Here is a 21,685-nt window from a genome sequence, read left to right on the forward strand (position 1 = left end):
ACTCAATTCCTTAAATACAGGTCGGATAACCCGATTTTAATCCCTCCGCTTTACCCCGGTTTAGAATTAACTTTGGTAGATTTGTTCCCGGCACGCTGTTGGCGACTTACCGCTGTATTTTTTGAACAGTCTGGAAAAATAAAACGGGTCCGCATAACCAAGCGCAGCGGCAATTTCCTGAATCCGGAGCGGCGTATTCAGCAGCAGATGACGGGCTTCCGCCATCTTCAGCCGGTGTACGTATTCATACAGCGGATAACCGCTTGCCCGGCGGACCGCCCTTCGAAGCGTGGAGACGGAAACATGGTGCCGCTCGGCGATCGTCTCCGGCTGGAGCCCTCCGTAGACGGAAGCCTCCAGGTCCTTCCGGACGCGGGACATCAGGTCATCCTCCGGCAGCCGCTCTTTCCCGGCCGCGGTAAGCGCGCATTCCAGCAGCAGCCGTTCCAGCAGCAGCGCCGCCCGGTCCGCTTCCCCCGGCAGCCCCCGCTCCATACAGGCCAATATCTCCTCGCACATGGCCGGAACTTCTTCCCCGACCGCTCCTTCAAGCACTCTGCCCGCAAAGATCAGCCCGTTCTCCAGCCATTCCCTGCTCCGCTCGCCTTCAAAGTTGATGTAATACTCGTCCCAGCTGCCTCCCGCTTCAGGCCCAAAGTCATACGTCCGCCCCGGATGAAAAAAAAACAGCGATCCGCCGCGGACCGCCTGCTCTCCGCCGCCGTCCTCGCGGTACGTTCCCGCGCCCGAAATGATAAATACCGCCGCCCAGGTATCGAACACGGCTTCCCTGCGGAACAGCGTCCGGCCCGGCAGATGTCCCGTCTGCCCGACCCGGATGCCCCCGATTCGCAGCATGGAGCGTTCGACGTGCGGATCGATGATTCGTATCGGCACCGGGCTGATCATATAATCCATGACTTTGGATACCATTTGCATTCCTCCGTACATTTAAGCGTGATATGGTTACTTCAAGATGATCATATTCTACATTACATGAGGTGAAGCCCGCTATGTCCTTTAACCAAACTCCGCTGCTTATGCCTGCCCCCCGGCACCTTGAGCCGCACAGCGGCACATTTAACGTGCCGTATGCTTCCAAGATCGTTCTGAAAGAAACAGCCGACAAGGCTGCCCTGTCGGCTGCCCGCCGGCTCCAGACAACGCTCGAAGACAGCTGCAGCCTGTCGCTGCCCATTTCCGTGCCGGCACGGGCCGAAGTTTCCGCCGCCTTTCTTTTTGCGGCAAATGCCTCACTCCCAGCGCAGGGCTATGAAATCAGGATTAGTTCCGAAGGTGTACAAATTGCTTACAGCTCGCCGGAAGGCGCGTTCTACGCCGTCTCCACCTTGAAGCAGATTGCGCTGCAGTGCGGCCGCGTTTTCCCCTGCCTGCTTATCCGCGACGAACCCGATTTCCCGTCCCGGGGCGTAATGCTCGACATCAGCCGCAACAAAATTCCGACAACGGATACCCTGCACCGGATCGTGGATTTGATGGCCGACCTGAAGCTGAATCAGCTGCAGCTGTATATCGAAGGCCTGCCTTTCGCCTACGAATCTTTCCCTCAGGCCTGGGAACTGGAAACCCCGATTTCCGGGGACGAAATTCTCCGTCTCGACGAGTACTGCCGCGAGCGGTACATCGATCTGGTGCCGAACCAGAACAGCTTCGGCCATATGGAGGAATGGCTGATCCGCCCCGAGTTCAACCATCTGGCGGAGACACCCGAAGGGTTTATGATGCCGGAACACTTGTATTCCACAGATTTTTCCCCGAAAGGGCTGTATATGCGGCCCGGAACGTTTTATACCGGCGAGCCGGAAGTATTCCGTCTGCTGGAGCGGATGTATGACGACCTGCTGCCTTATTTCAGCTCTTCTCTGTTTAATGCCGGGCTGGACGAAACCTTTGAGCTCGGGCTAGGACGGAGTAAAGAAGAAGTAGAGAAACGCGGGGCCGGCGAAGTTTATCTCGATTTTTTACTTGAAGTCTATGAACTGGTCAAGCAAAGAGGCAAAACCATGCAGTTCTGGGGCGATATCATTCTGCAGCATCCCGAGCTGATTCCCCGGCTGCCTAAAGATCTTATTGCGATGGAATGGGGATACCATGAGGTGCATCCGTTTGAGGAGCATACGCAAAAATTCCGGGAAGCCGGTATTCCGTTTTATGTCTGTCCGGGCACAAGCGCCTGGAACTCCCTTACGGGCCAGGCAGACAACGCATTTGGCAACCTGCGCAATGCAGCGGTGCATGGCCGGAATAACGGCGCCATCGGCTACCTGATTACCGATTGGGGCGACCATGGACACTGGCAGCATCTCCCGGTCAGCTATCCGGGTTATGTGTACGGAGCGGCCGTCTCCTGGAACGTGGACGGCAATTTGAACGCCGATACGGCGGGTTATCTGGACCGGTTTGTTTTTAAGGACGAAGCGTCAGAAGCCGGACGCCTCCTGATCGACCTCGGAAACTACTACAAGCTGGAGTCGGATATCATGCGGTGGAACGACACGGAGATGTCGATGCTGCTGCGCACCGATCTCGATAATGTGGTGATTGTAGAGCAGCTTGACGAGCAAAAGCTGGAGGCGCTGGGGAACTACATCGGCGAGATAGAAGGCCGGCTTGACCGGCTCAGCCTGCGCTGCGACGATGCCGGACTGGTAATGCGGGAGCTGCAGAACGGCATCCGCTTCGTCCGCCACGCCGTACGGCTCGGTCTGCTGAAGCGCGGACTGGCAGGGCAGCCCGGCCCGGCGCTGGCGCGCGAAGCGGAAGCGCTGGCGCACGACCTGGACGGCCTGCTGCACGAGTACCGGCAGCTGTGGCTGAGCCGCAACCGTCTCGGCGGCCTCGACAAAAGCGTCTCCCGCCTGCTGCATCTGCGCCGGGAATACGCCGCCTTTGCGGCCTCGATTGAAGGCGGCGCAAAAGGTCTATAAACCTCGCAGCCCTGCTCCGATAACGACGAAAGGCCCCGCTTCCTGTCTGGAAAGCGGGGCCTTTGCATGCCGATGGCCGGTGACTGAACACGGCGGTATGGCGTTCAGCGGCGGGAAGCAAGGCGCCAGGCTGTGAGGCCGGGCCGTCGGGGTTTCCTGCCGTCAGGCTGGAGGCCACCAGATCGCTAGGCTATCAAGCCGCATGGCGCCAAGCTGTAAGCCACTAGGCCGTCAGGCCGGACCATCAAGCTGCGGACCGCACCGCTAGGGCCATCGGGCCGTCCGGACGTCAGGCTATCAGGCCACAAGGCTATCAGACCGTCAGGCTGTGCAGGCCACAAGGCTATTAGGGCCGTCAGGCTGCAGGCCACAAGGCTATTAGGGCCGTCAGGCTAGCAGGCCGCAAGGCTATCAGGGCCGTCAGACCGAAAGCCCTCAAGCGGCTGTACAAAACTGGCCGGATCAGACACCTGCACCAAGCGGATCAGATGCAAAAACAGCTCTGGCTGACGGATCCAAAGCCAAAGGATGGCGATCAGGTGCCGGGAGGTGCCCACACCTGCGTTTCGGTAACGATCTCCGTCCCCTTTAATACCGCCTCGTGCATGGCAAGCGCCAGATACTGATCCTGGCATGCCTCCGCAAGACTGTACACGGGCGGACCGCCCCGGACGAACTCGTCCATCCGCACCAGACTTTCGGCCACCGCGATTTCATCCTCCGTCAGCCGGGCGGGCGCAAAAGGATTGCGGTACAGCCACTCGGACCCGCACAAAATGCCTTTGAGAAACAGCCCTTCAAGATTTCCCCCATGCCCCGCGTCTACCCGCCGCAGTTCGGCGTAAAGCGGCGAATCATAGTGTTCCAGCCATGAGGCCTCTTGATTTAAAATTTCGCCCCGTTCGCCCCGGATCAGCATCCGGCTGTTCCGGATCCAGGAGAAATACTGTTCTTTGGCAAAATCGTACACGCCGGTTTTTCCGCCAAAATCAAACACGGCCAGCGTCTGCTCCGATTCGGCCGTCCCTTCTCCGGCCGGCGGGCCGCTCCGTCCCGGCCCGATGGCGAGCGGCGCGGTGAGCTTCACGCCGCGGACCGCGGCGGGGCCAAACCCCGCGCCGAGCAGACCGCGCATCAGGCTGACGCCATGGTAGTCGTGTGCCGCCGACACCTGCACGTGGCTGATGCTCCCCAGCCGGCCCGACCGGGCCAGCGCCAGCCTTGCGGCGTGCATCGGCTGGAACGCGTACTGCTCGGCGACCTGGACCCGCGCGGCCTGCGCCCCCAGCCGCTCCCACAAGACGCGGAGGCCGTGCAGATCCGCAGCCGGCGGCGTTTCCGCCAGAACCGGAATATCCCGCTCCGCCAGCCGAGCGGTATATTCCGGGGCAGCGGCGCGGTTCAGGCAGACAACCGCGAACCGGAACCCGCCGCGGTCAAGAAACGCCTCCAGCGAGTCGAAGACCGGCACGTCCCAGGCTGCCTGCAGCTCGGCGGCCCGGCCGGGGCTGTGCGTCCACACGGCCGAAAGGCGGAACCGCTCAGGCAGCGCCTCGGCGACGCGCCGGTAAAAGTCAGCCCGCCAGCCGCTCCCGAGCAGACCAAATGTGATTTTATCCATACTGCAACCTCCTGTCTGTATATGGGCGGGTCCATGTTTGTCCATACTGCTGCAGCCTCCTGCCTGTATACGGGCAGGTCCGTGATTACGGGGCCCCGGATTCCTCTGAACTGAGTCACTCCTGCCTTCGGGGATGGAGGAGGCGCAAAACAATGTTCAGCAGCTCCCGCTATTTGCGCTCCCGCCTGTCCTGCCGCATCGCTTCGCGGATCTCCTCATACTGGTTCTCCAGCATTTCCCGTTCCAGCTGCTCTTTCCGCTCACGCTGCTCCAGCCATTCGACGCTCTCTGCGGGATCAATCCGCCACAGATCGGAGAATAAATAATCGCGGATTTCCACGAACTTGCCCGTGCCGCCAGACTGGACATCCTTCCACCGCAGCCCGTCCGGCGTACGGATTAAAACCCGTCCATCCGGCGTGGAAGCCTGCTCCCCGAGCCGGATGCGCATCAGCAGCTGTCCAAACGTATACCATTCGTTCACGCTGCTTCCCCTTTCCTAGTTTGCTATTGATCGCCGCAAACCTGCGGCGCTATACTGGGATTGACCATATTCCATAATTAACCATTCCATATTAGGACAGGAGACCTGCCTATGAACTGGCTGAATCCGTATACCGGGGAACTGGAGTCTATTTTTGACGAATGTGCGCTGGCCATCCGCCATTTTCCCGAACCGCTGAACGCCAAGGGAGCCGCTTATCTGTCACATTTCGACCCGAGGCGGGCCGGAAGCCGTACCAACTACATCTGCTATCTGCTGCCTTTTTGGCTAGACCCGGACGGAACGGAACGGGAACTCGCCCGGCGCCTGACCGCCGGCAACCTCTTTTGCATGCTGTATTTTTTTCTTCAGGACGATCTGATGGACGAGCCGGATCATACGCCGGCGGAGGCATTGCCGCTCGCCAATCTTTTTTTCGCTGAATTTCTCAATATTTACCGGGCCTGCTTTCCCGGCGATTCGCCGTTCTGGTCTTATTTTAACCGATATTGGAGAGAGTGGGCAGCAAGCGCCGTCCGGGAACGCTCAGGCCGCTACTTTATTGACGATCCCCTGGATGCCGCACGCAAATCAAGCCCGCTGAAAATAACCGCAGCCGGCATGCTGCAGCATACCGGACGGCTTGAGCGGCTGCCGCTGGCCGAGGAGGCGATCGACCGCGCTTTGGTTACGCTGCAGATGCTGGACGATTTCGAAGATTGGGAAGAAGATTTGCAGACAGGCAGCTCCAACTGCCTGCTGTCCTTAGTCTCCGTGCAGTCCGTCCCCGGCGAACCTGCCGCCGCTTCTGCGCTCCCTGCTCCGGAGACAGTCCGCACGTTCATCCATGTGTCCGGCGGCCTGGAAGCTTACGTTTCCTTGGCCGAAAGGCAGCTTGCTTTGAACGCACATGCCGAAACCTGTTATCCCGGGCTGTATGCTTTTCACCAGGACCTGACAGCGGACTTGCGGCGGATTGCCCATGAAATAGAGGAGGAGAAGCAGGCGCTAATGGGCGGCGGATTCTCGTATTGGCTGTCAAAAAATATGAATTCGACAAAAAAATAGCATAGAATTCGAGATTTGGCTGTGCTATACTTGAGGAGGAAAAAAAACCCATTTGAGGAGAGTGGATGTTGATGTCAGAAGCAATTCTTAGAAATCAAGTAATCCAGAAGGCATGGGAAGATCCAAGTTTCAAGCAGCGGTTGTTGTCCGACCCGAAGACTGCTCTTAAGGAAGTACTCGGCATCAATCTTCCGGAGAGCATGAAGCTGAAGGCAGTTGAGGAAGGCTCCGACGAGCTGTACCTGGTCATCCCGCAAAGTCCCGCCTCGAATGACAAGAAAGCGAACGTCAGAACCCTGGGATCCTGGTAAGGACCCCTCAACCTTAACCTCATAGAGTTCGCCAAGGAGCGACGAACCTAAACGGCCGTCAGCGGAAGCTGAATAACCGATTCGGTTCCCGCTCCTTTTTTGCTGTAAAATTGAATTTCCCCGCTCATGGCTTCAATAATCCGGAACGTCACCATCAGGCCAAGCCCCGTCCCCTTCGTTTTGTTGGAGAAATAAGGTTCGCCCAGCCGGCCCAGCACCTCCGGTTCCATCCCCTCGCCGTTGTCACGGATGCGGATAATGGCCTTGTCCCCTTTGGCATAAGCCAGAACCTGGATCATTCCTTCTCCATTAAGCGCTTCGATGCTGTTTTTGATAATGTTGATGAACGCCTGCTTGAACTTGGAGGAGTTGCCTTTGACCCACAGGCCTTCAGCAACGTCGAGCACCATTTTGCCTCCGTTCAGGTGGCACAGCGGCAGCAGGATGCTCTCGATATGGGTGAACTCGTTATGTACGTTCAGAACCGTCACCTGTTCAAATTCCGGCTTCGCGAATGTCAGAAAATCCGTAATAATTCCTGAAGCGCGGTCCAGCTCGCTAAGCGCCATAGTCAGGTACTTGCGCTCGTCGCCGTCTGTCTTCTGCTCCAGCAGCTGCAGGAAACCCCGTGTCACCTGAAGCGGATTGCGTACCTCGTGAGCGACGGAGGCCGCCAGTTCGCTGATGATCTCCATTTTTTCGGAGCGCTGCAGCTCGTTGTTGAACATCTCCAGCTCCTGCGAATACTGCACAACCTGACGGTGATTCAGCGCCAGACGCCGTCCAAGAATAACGATCAGGGACAAAATAAAGACTACTAAAGCCCACTTCCAGTAGAACAAATCATAGTTGCTGGAGCGGGCAAAATACCAGATCAGTTCAATAACGCCCGTAAGCGCCGCAGTGCCGAACCCAACCGCAAAAATAATCGCATCCTTGTTGCCTTTCAGCGAATAGATCAGCACGCACCCGATCAGCAATACAAACTGGAAAATCATGATGTAACCGATCACCCGGGTAGAGACAAAATAATAAAGCTCCACGTACCGGTTCCCCGACAGGCCGTTAATCGCCATACACAGGACACAAAATGCGGAATACGCCACTTGGAACCGGCGAAAATGCCGGATCAGGCCGTATTTGCCGCCGCCGAATATTTTCTCAAACAGAAAGGTCAATGCAGGCAGCAGCGAAAGCAAACCCAGGTCAAACAGCACGATGCTGGCAGGACCTAAGTAGCCATAGAACGAGTAGACAAATGGAGAATACGTGATGGCCAGCAGCCCCGTCGAAGCGATTACTACAGATAGAGAAGCCGCGGCGGAGAAATAATCCCGGTTCAGAAAAAAAGAGCACACAAACAGCACCAAAGCCACAAATATAAACGAACAGCCCAAAATTACGTCAACCAGCCCGTTTTTGATGTAGCGGTCCACCATCTCGGAATGCTCTCCGATTACCGGCGCTTCCTTGATCCCCGCCCGTTCCTGCAGCGTGCCGGTCCAGATGTACAAATTCTTGCCCGCATCGTTTACGCCTAGCGGTACAAGGAGCGAATAGTGGTCTTTGATGTAGTTCCTGCTGTTCTCGTACACAAGCCGGTCTTCCACATACACTTTAACTTTCAACGCATACAGCGTCTCTATGTACAGCGCGGGAGAAGACCATTTCATCTCAGGCAGCTTGACCGAAACCCAGGCTCCCGAATGAGGTTTTGGCAGCTTTGTGGTTGCATTGTCACCTCTCATCTCCAGCCACAGGGAATCGTCGGCGGGCGGATGAACGGCCCCTCCATCACGCGCATCCCAACGGATCCGCCAATCCGTAATCTGCTCCGGCGGATTCGAAGCGGCGTAAACCGCCGTCAGGCCGGAGGCCGCAAGCATGACCCACAGCAGCAGTGTACCGTACATTACTTTCAGCAAACAGCGCATTCCAGCACCCCAAGCTCTTAGTCTATATAGAAACCTCACATCATAGTACTATTTCGCCCCTTAAGGCTTCCACTCCTTCAAAATTTCGGAAAGTTTGAATATTTTTCTATTTTCTTACGCCGGGTGTTAGTCCGCCGCCGGAAAAACCATCACAGCCTGGGTCCCGACACCTTTATGGCTGTAAAACTTCAGCTCACCGTTCATCGCTTCGACAATCCGGTAGGTTACCATCAAGCCCAGCCCCGTTCCTTTGGTTTTGTTCGAGTAATAAGGTTCGCCCAGCCGGGCCAGCTCAGGCGGCGTCATGCCGATTCCGTTATCCCGGACGCTGACAATCACCTCCGTGCCCGAGCTCCACGCGCCAACTGTAACCGTCCCGCGGTCAGGCATCGCTTCAATTGCATTTTTGATCAGGTTAATCAGCGCCTGCTTGAACTTGGATGCATTGCCTGTCACATAGAGATTCTGCTGCAGGTCCATCTTCAGCTCCACCCCCTGCAAATGCCCGAGCGGCGCCAGAATACCGGCGACCTGCTTCAGTTCGGCAAGCACATCCAGCCGGCCGGATTCTTGCATTTCCGGTTTGGCGAAGGTTAAAAAGTCGGTGATAATCATGGACGCCCGATCCAGCTCGGCGATGGCCAGCTGCAAATATTCCTTCTCTTTCGGCGCCGAACGCTCGCCCAAAATTTGCAGGAACCCTCGGGTCACCTGCAGCGGATTCCGGACCTCATGCGCCACGGAGGCGGCGAGCTCGCTGATAATTTCCATTTTTTCGGAGCGCTGCAGCTCGTTATTAAACTTTTCAAGCCGTGTGGAATATTGGACGACCCGGTCATGGTTCAGCGCAAACCGCCGGCCCATAATGACAATCAGAGAGAGGATAAAGCCGACAATCCCCCATTTCCACCAATACAGGCGGTATCCGCCTTCCGAGGCAAAATAAAAAATCATTTCAGCCAGCCCCGTTACGGCCAGCACACTAAAACCGGCCCCGAAAATCAGCGAATCGGGATCGCGGTAGCGCATATTGAAAAAAAGCACGGACAGCAGCAGCAAAATTTGTGCAATCACCACAATGCCGATCACGGTAACGGCGGTAAAATTCACCTTTCCGCTGGCCGGTGAAGGCAGCAGCGTATTGACTAGCACCACTGCCGCGAACAGGAATGAGGCCCAGGTTTGGATTTTGCGCAGCTTGGTGATCAGCCGGCGCGGGCCTCCGCCGAAGAGCTGCTCGAAGAAATACGTAAACGCCGGCAAAAAAGTAAATACCGCAGCGGAGAATATCAGCTCAATCAGCCGGTTCCTCCCCCCTGCCACCAGCGGAATAAACGGCGAGTAGGTGATGACCATTACTCCCGAGGAGAAAATAATCAGGACCAGCGCATATCCGGCCGGTGAAGTCTCGCTTCGCAGAAACAGTGTGCATAGCAGCAGCACAACAGCCATCAGGATCAGGGCCGCACCGATGATCACGTCGATCAGGTCGTTTTTGACATACTGCGACAGCATGCTGCCATAATCGCCCGCCCGAATACCGCCCTCCAGCAAAAATGGTCCTCCAGTCCGGATATACATTTTTTCGTCATGGTGCCGGCCGCCCGGAATCGGGATCAGCAGCTTCTCACCATGCAGCGGCCGGTTCATTTCATAGAACGGCTGACCGTCCAGATAAGCCTGCAAGCCGCTGCAGGTGATCCGGTCGAGCAGCACGGCAGCCCCGCCTTCCGACGGGGGCAGAGTAATCCGCATCCATAACGGTGCGGAACCGGCTTCGGCTTCGGCAATTGGACTTTGTCCGCTCACCTTGGTCCACGCCGCATTGCCCGGCGGGAAGGAAGCCCGGCCATCGTCTCCCCGGTAAACTGCGAGATCCGGCACACCGCCTGCGTCATGCCGGTTCCACTCCAGTGAAATCCCGGCCGGAATCAGGGCCGAGAGGAGCAGCAATATAAAAATCAGAGCAGCCGTTTTGTTCGTAGGCAGCTTCATAGCTTGATGACACCTCGTCAAGGAAGAATAGTCTGGAAGCAGTAAGCATAGGGATTTAAATTCGACATCCTTCGTCGTATCCCTGCCAGAGAAGTGCAAATAACGGCGAATAAAGGCGATTTCTGACATTCGTCAGCCCCCTCGGACCTCCGTAGAGAAGGGACTCAATTCGCATGCCATTAGCCGGACCCGCTCCCCCATTCGGCGGTTAAGAAGTCGGTCCCTGGTCAATATTAACCAAAACCTCATTATTAACGAAAAGCGGTTCGGTTACCCTAATGCGGGTATTTAGTTATATCGGCATATTGCCAGAAAAGTTCCACTTGAAGGAGGTCTGATCATGACCAAGGAACAGAGCCGCGGCCCCGGCAGGGATGCCGAAGAAGACAACCTGGTGACGGAGCGCGATAACGACGAGACGTTTGGTCTGTTTCGGGAAAACTCATTTCCCGGCGCACTGGACGATGAAGATCAGCAGGATGCCATCCGCCACGCTTATCCGCCGGACCGCAGGACATCCTCCGGCGGTAACCCCTCCTCAGGGGAAACTGCTTCATCAAACCGGACGGAGCGGCACGACAACTAAAGTCCGCCTCATATTCCACCTAAACTCAAAGGAGCTGAGTGCAATGGCTAACCGGTACAACAAGACAGAAGCCGATTTTGCATATGAACGTTACAATAAAATGAGCACCGACTTCCCTGCCGCGCAGGATATTCCGCTGGACGACATGAAGCCGCTTGAGGGGGAAACCCGGCAAAGTCTCAGCGAGGATCCTCCGGGTGCGGATCCAGCCCGGACAGAGGCCGCAGGCTCCAGATGGTCGGCCGGAAGCGGCGGGGACGAACCAGCTGCTTACTCGGGCCTGGCCGTGTCCGATCTGGATGAAGAGCTCCGGCTTGATCCGCGCCTGGCCTACGATGTCGGGCTCGACGGGGCAGCCGGCGCGCCGGCCGGTTCGGGAGCGAGGGACCGCTCCGAACCGGCCGCTGGCACGGAGCGCGGCGAAGCGTATGCCGGAGGCTCGCATGCTGCCGACGCTTATGCTGCGGACACGTATACCGGAGACACCTATGCCGGAGACGCAGCGGACGGCATCGATCCGGCTTCCGGCGTGGTCGGCGGGCCTGCGCCCGGACGGAACGACCTGCGGATGTCCGATGCGATGACGGCGGCGGGAGCCGCGGGGCTGACTGGCGGCGCAGCAGACTACGCGGCGGGCACAGGCAGCATTGACTACGCCGATGACCCGGCCGGAGCGGAGACGGAAGCGGAGGACCCGCTGCCGGACGTTCCGGACGCCGACGAGTTGCAGCCAGGCTCGCCCGTCGATCCCGCCTCGCCTCCGGAGGATGAGCCGCACGGTACGGATCTTCTTAACGGTTCTACAGGGGAGGAAGATCTCTAAGTCCAGGCTAACTGTTCGTTACGCATATAGCCGCTGAAACGAAGCCGTTGATTAACATCCGCCGTACTATGGCGTTCAGTTTAATAGACAACAGCAAGCCGGCCGGTTTAGGAGAAGCTCCTTGCCGGCCGGCTTGCTGTTGTTATTCTTAGCTTTTTGTACTTTTTGTGCTTGATGCGTGCGCTTGATGTTAATGCACTTGATGCACTGCCCTTCCCTGCTCTGTGTCTGACATCTGCACCCCGATTTATAATGTGAACGTGAACATCCAAGGGTGGACAGGGTCAAGCAGCCGAATGGCTCCTGCATCGGTTAAACATCACTTCGCGCCGGCGCTCCCGTGCGCTTGACACCGGCCGGTTTTGCCGACTCCAGCTTCCGCTTTTTGATAAAAAACGCCGCCGCCAGCAGAAGCAGACCATTCAGCACAAATACCCAGCGGATCGGCAGCAGTCCGCCAAGCAGCCCGCCTAGGATCGGCCCCGCCATCGTTGCCATTTGCGACGAAGACTGGTTTAGGCTAAACGCCCGGCCGCGGAAGGAAGCATCGGTCACCTGTACAATCATTGCGTTAATGGATGGCAGTACGGCGGCATAAAACAGGCCGTAAGCGAAACGCAGCAGCGCAAATTCCACATAACCCGAGACGGCAAACTGCAGCAGGTTTCCAATACCGGCGCCGATCAGCCCGATGAACAAAATCCGCTCAAATCCTTTGCGGCTGCCAATCTTTCCCCACTGCGGAGCCATTAACACCGTAGCGATACCGACGGCCGAAAAAGCAATGCCCGAGCTGAGCGACGCCGTGTCCCGCGATACCCCCATATCCAGCAGGTAGATCGGCAGCAGCGGCTCCAGAATCATCACCGAGAAATTACAGATTCCGGTCAGCATCAGCAGTGTCACGAAAGTCCGGTTCCCGGCCGCTTCCTTGAGGTCGTCGCGAACGTGAGACCGGGGTGCCGAGCGGTTGAAATTTTGCTCTTTTGCAAAAAACACCGCGATCAAAGCCGAAACCAGCACAATCCCGGCTGAAAAAAGAAACGCATTCCGGTTGCCAAAATAAAAACTGACCACCCCGCCGATCAGCGGGCCGACAATGCTGCCGGTGGCCCCGGAGGTAGACATGATGCTGAGCGCATACCCCGTTTTTTCTTCAGGCGTGTTGGTTGCTACCATGGCGATCGCCGCAGGCACGAACCCGGCCAGCAGCCCCTGAAAAATACGGAGCACAACAAACCAATAGGGATCATAAACAAAATAGTTCAAAAAATACAGTACAGCCAAGCTAAAGCCGGACCGGATCAGCATCGGCTTGCGCCCGTATTTGTCAGCGAGCGAACCCCAGAATGGCGATACAAGCGCGCTCGCCAGAAAGGTGATGCCAAAGGCGACGCCCGACCACAGCTCCAGATGATTGTCGACCCCCAGCTCCTCGGCCATAAAAATCGACAGAAACGGGATGGAGATGGAATAAGCGGTACTGCAGAAAAAAACACCAATCCACAGCACCACCAGATTTCGCTTCCATGAAAACTTCATTGGTGTGCACTTCCTTTCGTTGTTTTGTCCGGAAGCTTTCCGGGCGGATTCCTCCCTCTCGAACGGCTCAGCGCCCGGGGCTTTTCCCGGAGGCTTGGAACCGTTATGATAATTAGGACAACCTACAAGCATAAAGGAGAGAATAACAGTGACAGGTAGACTTCAACGCAAACGGCCCATGCTGCTCGTGCTTGCGCTGCTGCTGACCGTCCTGCTTGCCGCCTGCGGGAATAAATACGCGCAGAACGGAACAAGCGGAGCCGGCGGGAACGGCGGGGCCACAGGCGAAGCGTCCGCGGCGCCATCCGCCGCTCCGAGCGCGGCGGCCAGCCAGCCGGCGGCAACGGAGCCTGCAGCAACGCAGCAGACGGAACAGCAGACGGGACAAGGACTGCCCGATCCGTCCACGAGCCATCCGGTCGTGACGATCGAGATGGACAACGGCGGAGTGATCAAAGCGGAGCTTTACCCTGAGGTAGCCCCGAATACCGTAAATAACTTTATTTCGCTGATCCAGGCGGGCGCTTATGACGGTACAATTTTTCACCGCGTGATTCCCGGCTTCATGATTCAGGGCGGCGACCCTGAGGGCACCGGGATGGGTGGACCCGACTACAGCATCGCGGGCGAATTCTTGGCTAACGGATTTGAGAATCACTTAAAGCATACGCGTGGCGTCTTGTCCATGGCCAGATCCCAAGCGCCCGATTCCGCGGGCTCGCAGTTCTTCATTATGACAGATGACGCGCCGCATTTGGACGGCAGTTATGCCGCTTTCGGCATGGTGACGGAAGGAATGGACGTTGTCGACGCCATTGTCGCTCTGCCGCGGGACACATCCGACCGGCCAAACGAACCGCCGGCGATGAAGAAAGTAACCGTCGATACTTTAGGCCAAACTTATCCCGAACCGCAAAAGATTCAATAAGCTCCCCTTTTGGCCTCCATGCCAAAACATCAGCAAGACAGGCTTGCCGTGTTATTTCCCGGTGCCAGCCTGTCTTTTTTACGGGGCCGGCCCTCCGTTTGTCCGTCTTCCACGCAGGCTGCTGCTGCGTGCGCTTGCTGTTCCTACCTGTAAAAGCTGCTGCCACATGCGCCTGCTGCTGCCTATGCTTGTTGGCCTGTGCTTGCTGCTGCCTGTACTTGCTGCTACCGCCTGCGCTTGCCGCTGCCACCTCTACGCCGGTGCTATCGTCTTTTTGCAGGCTGATACCGCCATTTTCCCAGCTTCGTTCTGCCAGCCTTCGTTGTACCGGCTTTAGTCCTCCGCACACGTGTTCATCTCTACATTGATCAGTCCGCTAATCTATCCATCCCCGCCAAGCTCAGCCTCTTAACTGTCCCTGGTTGCCGTTTTTTCCAGTTTCTCCTGAGAGCGTTTTCTTAAGCAGCGACATTGGTCACGAAGCCCTGACAACAGAAGCCCCCGGAAAGCCAGGCCCTCCGGGGGAATACTCCAATTATCCGCGCACCCGCCGCCGGCTGAGGGCATGCTGTCCGCTGCGCAAAAACGTGCTGCGGGTATCCCGGAGCAAAGCAATCCGGTCCTCGGCAAGCCGGTCGGCCGCCTGGTACGAAGGAATGCCCCGTTCACGGGAAATTTCAAGCACACGGGTGATGTTGTCATAAATTTTGGCGACCTGTTTCCAGGCACGGTCCTTGTTGTAGCCCTGCAGCTCGTCAGCGATATTGATGACGCCGCCCGCATTGATGACATAGTCCGGAGCATAGACAATCCCCAGTTCATACAAGGCGTCGCCGTGGCGCGGCTCCTTCAGCTGATTGTTCGCCGCGCCTGCCACCACCTTCGCCTTAAGCACAGGCAGTGTTGTATCGTTAATGACGGCGCCAAGCGCGCATGGCGCATAAATATCGCATGCCGAGCCAACGATATCTCCCGGATCGACCGCTTTGGCTCCATAGGCCTCCACGGCGCGCTGTACCGCTTCTTTGTTAATGTCAGTCACAATCAGGGACGCGCCTTCCGCGTGCAGATGGCCGCACAGATTAAAAGCCACATTGCCGACACCCTGCACCGCCACCGTCTTCCCTTCCAGGGAGTCGGTGCCGAAGGCAGCCTTCGCGGCGGCTTTCATTCCTTGATAGACGCCAAATGCCGTTGCGGGAGAAGGATTGCCGGACGATCCGTGAGAAGGCGAGATCCCAGTGACGTAATCGGTCTCCTGGTAAATGAGGTCCATATCTTCAACCGTTGTCCCCACGTCTTCAGCGGTGATATAACGGCCGTTCAGTCCCTGGATATAGCGGCCGAACGCCCGGAACATCGCTTCGTTTTTGTCTTTGCGCGCGTCGCCGATAATGACGGCTTTGCCGCCGCCCAGGTTCAGCCCCGCGGCTGCATTCTTGTACGTCATGCCTTTGGACAAGCGGAGTACATCGATCAGGGCTTCTTCCTCCGTCGCATAACTCCACATCCGCGTACCGCCGAGCGCAGGGCCCAGCGTCGTATCGTGAATCGCAATAATGGCCTTCAGCCCCGATGCCTTATCCTGACAGTACACGATCTGCTCGTAATCATCCTGACGCATTGCTTCCAACAAATCCATGGTATCGGTCTCCTATCCTTGTCATTGCACCGTCTGACCGTCTGCCACCACCGCAATGGCCTTTCTTGAGACATCAGCCGGAATGTGATCTTTCATAACAAAGCTAGTACTTTTCAAACGGAATGTCAATGCTGTTTTGTCCTTTTGGCATGTCCTTTATACATGAAAACGTCATCTGGACAAGGACAATATAACCCGACACGTAAGCTTCAAGGGAGATTGTATCTATGTGATACAATCTGGTTAACAGCTCAATGAAGATTTATAACATCACACTGAAGCTTGTGATGTAGCAGAGCGGGCGTCTATTCCCTCTCGATGAAGTTCGGTTATTCCCAGTACGTATCCGGACGATATTCAATTTCCGATCCCGCAGTCAAAATCAAACAGCTTTCCGCCTCGTCATACTTCACGGGCTGATCGCCTACATAATACCAATGTTTGATGACCGGACCGCCTTCCGGCTCCTCAAAGCGGAACACATTTAGTTCCCCGGCATGCCTCAGCACTTCCGCCGCCTGCTGCGGCGAAACACCGCTGAACCGGATGACGAAGTGTTCTCCGTCCTTATCCAGCTTATAAACCGGTCCGTCCGTACTGCTCAGCAGCATGCGCCCGGTCACCGAATGTTTGACCAGCATTCTTTCTTCATGCGGCATAGGATTCGCCTCCTTCCCTTGGGTTAGCCCGCCGCAGCAGGCTGTTTACCGCTGTCTTTTACGGCAGATCAATCAGCATAAACAACGTTTCAGCCCCGGCTCCGGCAGTCATCTGAAGCGAAGCGGTCTGCGTTATACGTGCGGAATCGCCCGCCTTCAGCATCGCCCCGCCATCAAGCATCAGTTCTCCTTCTATGGCATAGAGGAAAATACGTCTGCCTTCCGCCTGCTCAAAACGCAGCGTCTGCCCGGGTTCCGGACGGCTTAAATAAAGGGTCATATCTTGTCCGATCGCGACACCCTGGCCGCTCTCCGACACAACAGGCAGCAGCGTCCCCCGCAGGGCGGCCGGATCAAACTGTCCGGTTTCGTAAGAAGGCGCCGTTCCCCGCTCACGGGGCATAAACCACAGCTGAAGCAGCCGGACCGGCTCCTCGGAAGACGGGTTATGCTCAGTGTGAATCGCCCCCGTCCCGGCAGACATGCGCTGAATGCCTCCAAAGGATGTCTCTGCGACATTGCCCAGATTATCTTCATGGCGGAGCGTGCCGGACAGCACAACCGATACGATCTCCATATCGCTGTGCGGATGGGCGCCAAAGCCGCGTCCGGGCGCAATGGTATCGATGTTGCACACTCTCATTGGTCCAAACGCCGTGTTGTCCGGATCGTAATACTCCCCAAACGAAAACAGATGACTGCCTTTCAGCCATCCGTGATCGAATTGATGTGCCTTGTCTGCCGGATAGACTTGAATCACAAGCTTTTCCTCCTTCGCCATTCAAGATTGCACTGCCGATACTAATGCCGATACTAATGCCAATACTAATGCAGATACTAATGCAGATACTAATGCCTACACTGAAGCCGTTACGGATGCGGCAAACCATTAGCTGATCTTTTTGTTATAACCCATATTGTAGCAGATCATATTCAGGACTGCTAAACCGTGGAACTGGCCCAAGCAAAAAAGAAGACCCCGAAGAGTCTTCTTTTGGCTTGACCGGCAGCGAGCAGCCCGGTTGATTGGTGCTTGCGTGCCTACTTACATGGGATTTCCCGGGTTATATGCGTACTTCCGGCGCGTTATCCGGCTTTTTACGCATATTTGCGTGCTTGCCCACCCATAGCGGGCTTCCCCGCCTGCCGGTACGGATTATTTGGACAATGTTTCTGTCAGGATAGGAACGATCTGCGATTTGCGGGAAACCACGCCTTTCAGCAGAGCCGTGTTGTTCTCCAGCTTCACATTGTAGGCTTGTTCCACGGCGCCAGCCGCGCTTCCAAGCGCAATGCCAACCGAATCGTTGTTCAGGATGTCGGTTACGACGAACAGGAACAAATCCAGCCCTTTTTCCTCAATCGTCTTGTTCAGCGCCGCTTCCACTTCGGATTGGCGGGACAGAACGTCGTTGGTATCAACAGCATTCACCTGGGCGATCATTACCTTGCTGCTGCCCATTGTGAATTCCTTTGCGTCCAGTGTCAGCAGCTGATCAATCGTTTTGTCGCTAAGATCGGCGCCGGCTTTCAGCATTTCCAGCCCGTAGCTCTCCGCGTCCACTCCCGCGATTTCAGCAAGCTCGCGTGCGGCGGCTACATCCTGCTCGGTGCAGGTCGGGGACTTAAACAAAAGCGAGTCAGAAATAATCGCCGACAGCATCAGTCCGGCAATCTCTTTTGGAACGGCTACACCGTTCTCTTTGTAAAGCTTGTTCAAAATTGTAGCCGTGCAGCCAACCGGCTCTGCACGGTAATACAGCGGATGCGCCGTTTCAAAGTTCGCAATCCGGTGATGGTCGATAACTTCGACCACACGCACCTGGTCGATATCGTCGGCGCTCTGCTGGCGTTCGTTATGGTCGACGAGAATTACCTGCTTGGCCTCGCCGGCTACTTTGTCGACGAACCGGGGAGCGTCAACTTTAAAGTGGTTCAGCGCATATTGGGTTTCCGGGCCGACTTCGCCCAGGCGGACCGGCTCGGCGTCAAACCCAAGTTCCTTTTTCAGTGCAGCGTAAGCGATTGCGGAACAGATCGTATCGGTGTCGGGATTTTTGTGGCCAAAGATCAGTGTTTTTTCCATTTCCAATCTCCTTACTTTGTTTTTGTGAGATTACTATAACACAGAACGGCCGGCACAGGCCAGAACCCCTGCCAAGCCAGCCCAACCGGTTACCCTTAAGATGGCTCTTAAGCAGCCCATAACTAGCCTTTAAATAGTCCTTAGTAGCCTTAAGACATTCCCTTAAAGCCAGTTCTGTGTAGATAACCCTCTAAGCCAGCCCTTGCAGGTATACCTCTAAGCCAGCCCTTGAGACAGCGGTTCGTTATCCGAAAACAGGTCGGGATTATGCCGCAGCATCCGGCCAAGGATTTCAGTGGTGCGGGCAGCCGAGCAGCACAGCGTTTCCGCTTCCCCGAACCGCCCTCTCCGGAGCGCCCCGCCTTCCTCCAATACCCCTTCAACTTTCCAGAAATGCTCGGACCAGGACAACCCAATATGCCGTCTGGATGGCACCTCAAGCTCTCGCCCGTCCGGCGTAACCGTATACAGCCGCTCCGGCTCGTCGCCAATTCTGCCCGGAATATCCTCCCATTCTTCTATCCCGTGAATGAAGGTGTTGCGCCGCAGATCAACGCCTACGAGCAAAATTTCAGCACTGCGGTCCAGCAGCCGGCCCCAGGCCGATCCCCGGGCACATGGGGTATCCCACCGCTCATCGCCCGCCGTAAAAGCTTCAGCGTCCGCGCCTAAGGCCGCTACGGAATGCGTCGGATGCCAAGAGCGGACAACGCCCGGCCGCTTGCGGAACAGCTCCGGCAGCACCCCGATGCAGGACGGGGACCTCAGGACGTCAAACTTCGGATTGCCGGCATCGATATAAGACCAGGTATGTGTCGGCAGGACAAGGAGTCCGTCCCTCATATATTCCGACAAGGCATCCAGGACCGTCTCCGCGCCCCCTTCCACCGGACCGATCCGTTTCATTGAAGAATGGACCAGCAGCGTTCCACTGTGCGAAATCCCCATCGTTTCCAGCTGATTCATTAAACTAAGCTTCGTATGCATTAACGCAAACCTCCCCTTTTGTTTTAGCCGTTTGACAGCCGTCATCCGTTCCTCCGCCGTATGTCCTGCTTTATCGTGCACCGTCCGGCCGTTCGAACACCGTTGTCCAAGCCGATCCCTTGTTATACGGAGCGATATTGCTATTTTACTTATTAACTGTTAAATTTATAGTAACTTAATTAATTTCAATTATAGATACGCTGTAGTACAGCCCATACTATACCCTTTATCCAGCCCGCAAACGGCAAATCCGCACAGAAAGGAAAAAACGCCATGATATTGAAAGGTCTCCATCACGTATCGTCAATCACCGCTAATGCCCAGGAGAATTACAAATTTTACACCGAGGTGCTTGGACTGCGCCTGATTAAAAAAACGGTCAACCAGGACGACATCTCCGTTTACCATCTTTTTTACGGCGATGAACGGGGAAACCCGGGCACGGAAGTAACCTTCTTCGAGATTCCGAATGCGGGACGCAACCGTGACGGCAATAACAGCATTTCCGCGCTTTCCCTGCGCGTACCGGATAATGCCGCGCTCCAATATTGGCAGCGCCGGTTTGAAGAATACGCCGTGGAGCATGAAGCAGTGCGCACGCTCGGCGGACGGCAGGCGCTGCCGTTCCGCGACAGGGAAGGCCAGCGGCTGCTGCTTGTCTCGGACGAGGGAAATCAGGGCGTGCCGGGCGGCAAAGCGTGGGAGAAAAGCCCTGTGCCGCAGGAAGCGGCAATCACCGGGCTTGGACCCGCGCATCTGACCGTTCCGGACGCCAGCCGGACGGCCGATGTGCTGGAGCAGGTGCTTGGCTTCCGGCGCGCCGGCTCCTATCCTTCGGCGGCCGCCGGCCAGCCTGATGTCCTCGTGTATGCAACCGGAGAAGGCGGCAGCGGCGCGGAAGTCCACCTCGAAGAGCGCAGCGATCTGCCGCCTGAGCGGCTTGGCCGCGGCGGTGTGCACCATGTCGCCTTCCGCGTCGATAACGAAGACGAGCTGCGCGGCTGGGTGGGCCGGATCGGCGCTCTCGGTCTGCCGAACTCGGGTTTTGTGGACCGCTATTATTTCCGGTCGCTTTATTTCCGCGAGCCAAACGGCATTTTGTTCGAGCTCGCAACCGACGGGCCGGGCTTCGACACCGATGAAAGCATCGAGCATCTGGGCGAGTCGCTGGCGCTCCCTCCGTTCCTCGAAGGAAAACGGGAGCAGATCGAGCAGCTGCTGAAGCCGCTGAATACATCCCGCTGACCGGCAGGAAGCCGGTCCATCCCTCACTCAACCTGCCTGAATTACACCGTTTTGTATAATGCCGGTCAGTTCGCTTAGATGCCGGATTTCGTAAGTCGGAGCCACTTCTGTATCGTTTGGGCGGCCATGCGGATTGAACCAGCAGGTATCGATTCCGTAATTGGCTCCGCCCGCGATATCGGAGGTGAGCGAATCTCCTACCATCAACACCTCCCGTTTATCGCTTAAACCCAGCTCGGCAAAAGCATAATCAAAAATTCCCCGCTCCGGCTTCTGGCAGCCGGCCACCTCCGAAATAATCACGCGCTCAAAGGCGGAACAGAGCGGCGATCCTGCAATCCGCGCGGTCTGAACATCCTTGATGCCGTTTGTAATAACGGCCAGCCTGCAGCCTGTCAGCGACCCGCAGAGCGTCTCAGCCCCTTCAATCAAAAACGAGCCCCGTCCCAGGCCGGCTAAATAAGCCGTACTAAACGCTTCCGGATCCAGCGCAAGCCCATTCGTCTCAAACAACCGCCGAAAACGCTCAAGTCTCAAGCTGGCGGAGGTAATGGTTCCGAGCTCCAGCTCCCTCCACAGCGCCTTGTTGATCTCCCTGTAGCTGGCGCCGTATTCGGCCGCTCCTTCCGGCAGCCCAAACGCTTCAAAAGTCTGCCTCAGCGCTTCCTCCTCCGCCTTGCCGTAATCAAACAAAGTGTCGTCGGCGTCAAACAGGATGACTTTGTACCGCACGTACCGTTCCCCCTTTTTAATTCATTCCTCTCATTCTAAATAAGAATGGTCCGGACTGTCCAACCTATGCAGAGAGCCGTCGACAATTTTTCCC

19 protein-coding genes are annotated in these 21,685 nt (G+C 56.6%); 7 read left to right on the top strand and 12 right to left on the bottom strand.

All coding sequences use genetic code 11. The features are described 5' to 3' along the window. Nucleotides 1-66: 66 nt before the first annotated feature. A complete protein-coding gene (locus ACE6ED_RS22540; RefSeq protein ID WP_410829676.1) occupies nucleotides 67-933 on the bottom strand; it encodes an AraC family transcriptional regulator in 867 nt (288 codons plus the stop codon). Between the two features lie 80 nt (nucleotides 934-1,013). Here ACE6ED_RS22540 and ACE6ED_RS22545 point away from each other — a divergent pair, with 80 nt between their 5' ends. Next, nucleotides 1,014-2,948: a glycoside hydrolase family 20 zincin-like fold domain-containing protein gene (locus tag ACE6ED_RS22545; protein ID WP_410829677.1), complete on the top strand. Its 1,935-nt coding sequence runs from the start codon at nucleotides 1,014-1,016 to the stop codon at nucleotides 2,946-2,948. A 535-nt stretch (nucleotides 2,949-3,483) separates the two neighbouring features. On the opposite strand, the gene ACE6ED_RS22550 is transcribed toward ACE6ED_RS22545, so the two are convergent. Beyond that, the gene (locus tag ACE6ED_RS22550; RefSeq protein WP_410829678.1) at nucleotides 3,484-4,569 is read right to left on the bottom strand and encodes a Gfo/Idh/MocA family protein; all 1,086 of its coding nucleotides are present in this window, start codon (nucleotides 4,567-4,569) and stop codon (nucleotides 3,484-3,486) included. A gap of 169 nt (nucleotides 4,570-4,738) precedes the next feature. After that, nucleotides 4,739-5,053, bottom strand: a complete 315-nt coding sequence (locus ACE6ED_RS22555) for a hypothetical protein (protein WP_410829679.1) — start codon at nucleotides 5,051-5,053, stop codon at nucleotides 4,739-4,741. Nucleotides 5,054-5,164: 111 nt separating this feature from the next. Between ACE6ED_RS22555 and ACE6ED_RS22560 the strand changes: the two genes are divergently transcribed. Both ACE6ED_RS22560 and ACE6ED_RS22565 read left to right on the top strand, forming a co-directional pair. Beyond that, nucleotides 5,165-6,121: a hypothetical protein gene (locus ACE6ED_RS22560; protein ID WP_410829680.1), complete on the top strand. Its 957-nt coding sequence runs from the start codon at nucleotides 5,165-5,167 to the stop codon at nucleotides 6,119-6,121. Nucleotides 6,122-6,192: 71 nt separating this feature from the next. After that, nucleotides 6,193-6,432: an NHLP leader peptide family RiPP precursor gene (locus ACE6ED_RS22565; RefSeq protein ID WP_410829681.1), complete on the top strand. Its 240-nt coding sequence runs from the start codon at nucleotides 6,193-6,195 to the stop codon at nucleotides 6,430-6,432. A gap of 47 nt (nucleotides 6,433-6,479) precedes the next feature. Here the strand turns inward: ACE6ED_RS22565 and ACE6ED_RS22570 are convergent, their stop codons facing one another. After that, nucleotides 6,480-8,366: an ATP-binding protein gene (locus ACE6ED_RS22570; RefSeq protein WP_410829682.1), complete on the bottom strand. Its 1,887-nt coding sequence runs from the start codon at nucleotides 8,364-8,366 to the stop codon at nucleotides 6,480-6,482. Between the two features lie 126 nt (nucleotides 8,367-8,492). Further along, a complete protein-coding gene (locus tag ACE6ED_RS22575) occupies nucleotides 8,493-10,361 on the bottom strand; it encodes an ATP-binding protein (RefSeq protein WP_410829683.1) in 1,869 nt (622 codons plus the stop codon). Between the two features lie 340 nt (nucleotides 10,362-10,701). Here ACE6ED_RS22575 and ACE6ED_RS22580 point away from each other — a divergent pair, with 340 nt between their 5' ends. After that, the gene (locus ACE6ED_RS22580; RefSeq protein ID WP_410829684.1) at nucleotides 10,702-10,947 is read left to right on the top strand and encodes a hypothetical protein; all 246 of its coding nucleotides are present in this window, start codon (nucleotides 10,702-10,704) and stop codon (nucleotides 10,945-10,947) included. A 43-nt stretch (nucleotides 10,948-10,990) separates the two neighbouring features. After that, nucleotides 10,991-11,770 carry a hypothetical protein gene (locus ACE6ED_RS22585; protein WP_410829685.1) on the top strand — a complete coding sequence of 260 codons (780 nt, stop codon included), beginning with the start codon at nucleotides 10,991-10,993 and terminating at the stop codon, nucleotides 11,768-11,770. Nucleotides 11,771-12,082: 312 nt separating this feature from the next. On the opposite strand, the gene ACE6ED_RS22590 is transcribed toward ACE6ED_RS22585, so the two are convergent. Further along, complete coding sequence (locus tag ACE6ED_RS22590; RefSeq protein ID WP_410829686.1) at nucleotides 12,083-13,312, bottom strand: MFS transporter; 1,230 nt, start codon at nucleotides 13,310-13,312, stop codon at nucleotides 12,083-12,085. 178 nt (nucleotides 13,313-13,490) lie between these two features. On the opposite strand from ACE6ED_RS22590, the gene ACE6ED_RS22595 reads away from it, so the two are divergent. Further along, nucleotides 13,491-14,240, top strand: a complete 750-nt coding sequence (locus ACE6ED_RS22595; protein WP_410829704.1) for a peptidylprolyl isomerase — start codon at nucleotides 13,491-13,493, stop codon at nucleotides 14,238-14,240. A gap of 535 nt (nucleotides 14,241-14,775) precedes the next feature. Here ACE6ED_RS22595 and ACE6ED_RS22600 read toward each other — a convergent pair. The 5 genes from ACE6ED_RS22600 to ACE6ED_RS22620 form a co-directional block, all read right to left on the bottom strand. After that, nucleotides 14,776-15,882, bottom strand: a complete 1,107-nt coding sequence (locus ACE6ED_RS22600; protein ID WP_410829687.1) for a Leu/Phe/Val dehydrogenase — start codon at nucleotides 15,880-15,882, stop codon at nucleotides 14,776-14,778. Between the two features lie 329 nt (nucleotides 15,883-16,211). Continuing rightward, complete coding sequence (locus tag ACE6ED_RS22605; protein WP_410829688.1) at nucleotides 16,212-16,541, bottom strand: hypothetical protein; 330 nt, start codon at nucleotides 16,539-16,541, stop codon at nucleotides 16,212-16,214. Between the two features lie 58 nt (nucleotides 16,542-16,599). Next, nucleotides 16,600-17,301, bottom strand: a complete 702-nt coding sequence (locus tag ACE6ED_RS22610; RefSeq protein ID WP_410829689.1) for a pirin family protein — start codon at nucleotides 17,299-17,301, stop codon at nucleotides 16,600-16,602. A gap of 396 nt (nucleotides 17,302-17,697) precedes the next feature. Further along, nucleotides 17,698-18,627: a manganese-dependent inorganic pyrophosphatase gene (locus ACE6ED_RS22615; protein ID WP_410829690.1), complete on the bottom strand. Its 930-nt coding sequence runs from the start codon at nucleotides 18,625-18,627 to the stop codon at nucleotides 17,698-17,700. A 216-nt stretch (nucleotides 18,628-18,843) separates the two neighbouring features. Then, nucleotides 18,844-19,614, bottom strand: coding sequence for an AAC(3) family N-acetyltransferase (locus tag ACE6ED_RS22620; protein WP_410829691.1), 771 nt, complete (start codon nucleotides 19,612-19,614; stop codon nucleotides 18,844-18,846). A gap of 273 nt (nucleotides 19,615-19,887) precedes the next feature. Here ACE6ED_RS22620 and ACE6ED_RS22625 point away from each other — a divergent pair, with 273 nt between their 5' ends. Next, on the top strand, nucleotides 19,888-20,859 hold the full coding sequence (locus ACE6ED_RS22625; RefSeq protein WP_410829692.1) for a ring-cleaving dioxygenase: 972 nt from the start codon (nucleotides 19,888-19,890) through the stop codon (nucleotides 20,857-20,859). 27 nt (nucleotides 20,860-20,886) lie between these two features. On the opposite strand, the gene ACE6ED_RS22630 is transcribed toward ACE6ED_RS22625, so the two are convergent. Continuing rightward, nucleotides 20,887-21,591: a YjjG family noncanonical pyrimidine nucleotidase gene (locus tag ACE6ED_RS22630; protein ID WP_410829693.1), complete on the bottom strand. Its 705-nt coding sequence runs from the start codon at nucleotides 21,589-21,591 to the stop codon at nucleotides 20,887-20,889. Nucleotides 21,592-21,685 lie beyond the last annotated feature (94 nt).

This window comes from Paenibacillus nanchangensis (genome assembly GCF_046543445.1).
Taxonomy (GTDB): domain Bacteria; phylum Bacillota; class Bacilli; order Paenibacillales; family Paenibacillaceae; genus Paenibacillus_AQ; species Paenibacillus_AQ nanchangensis.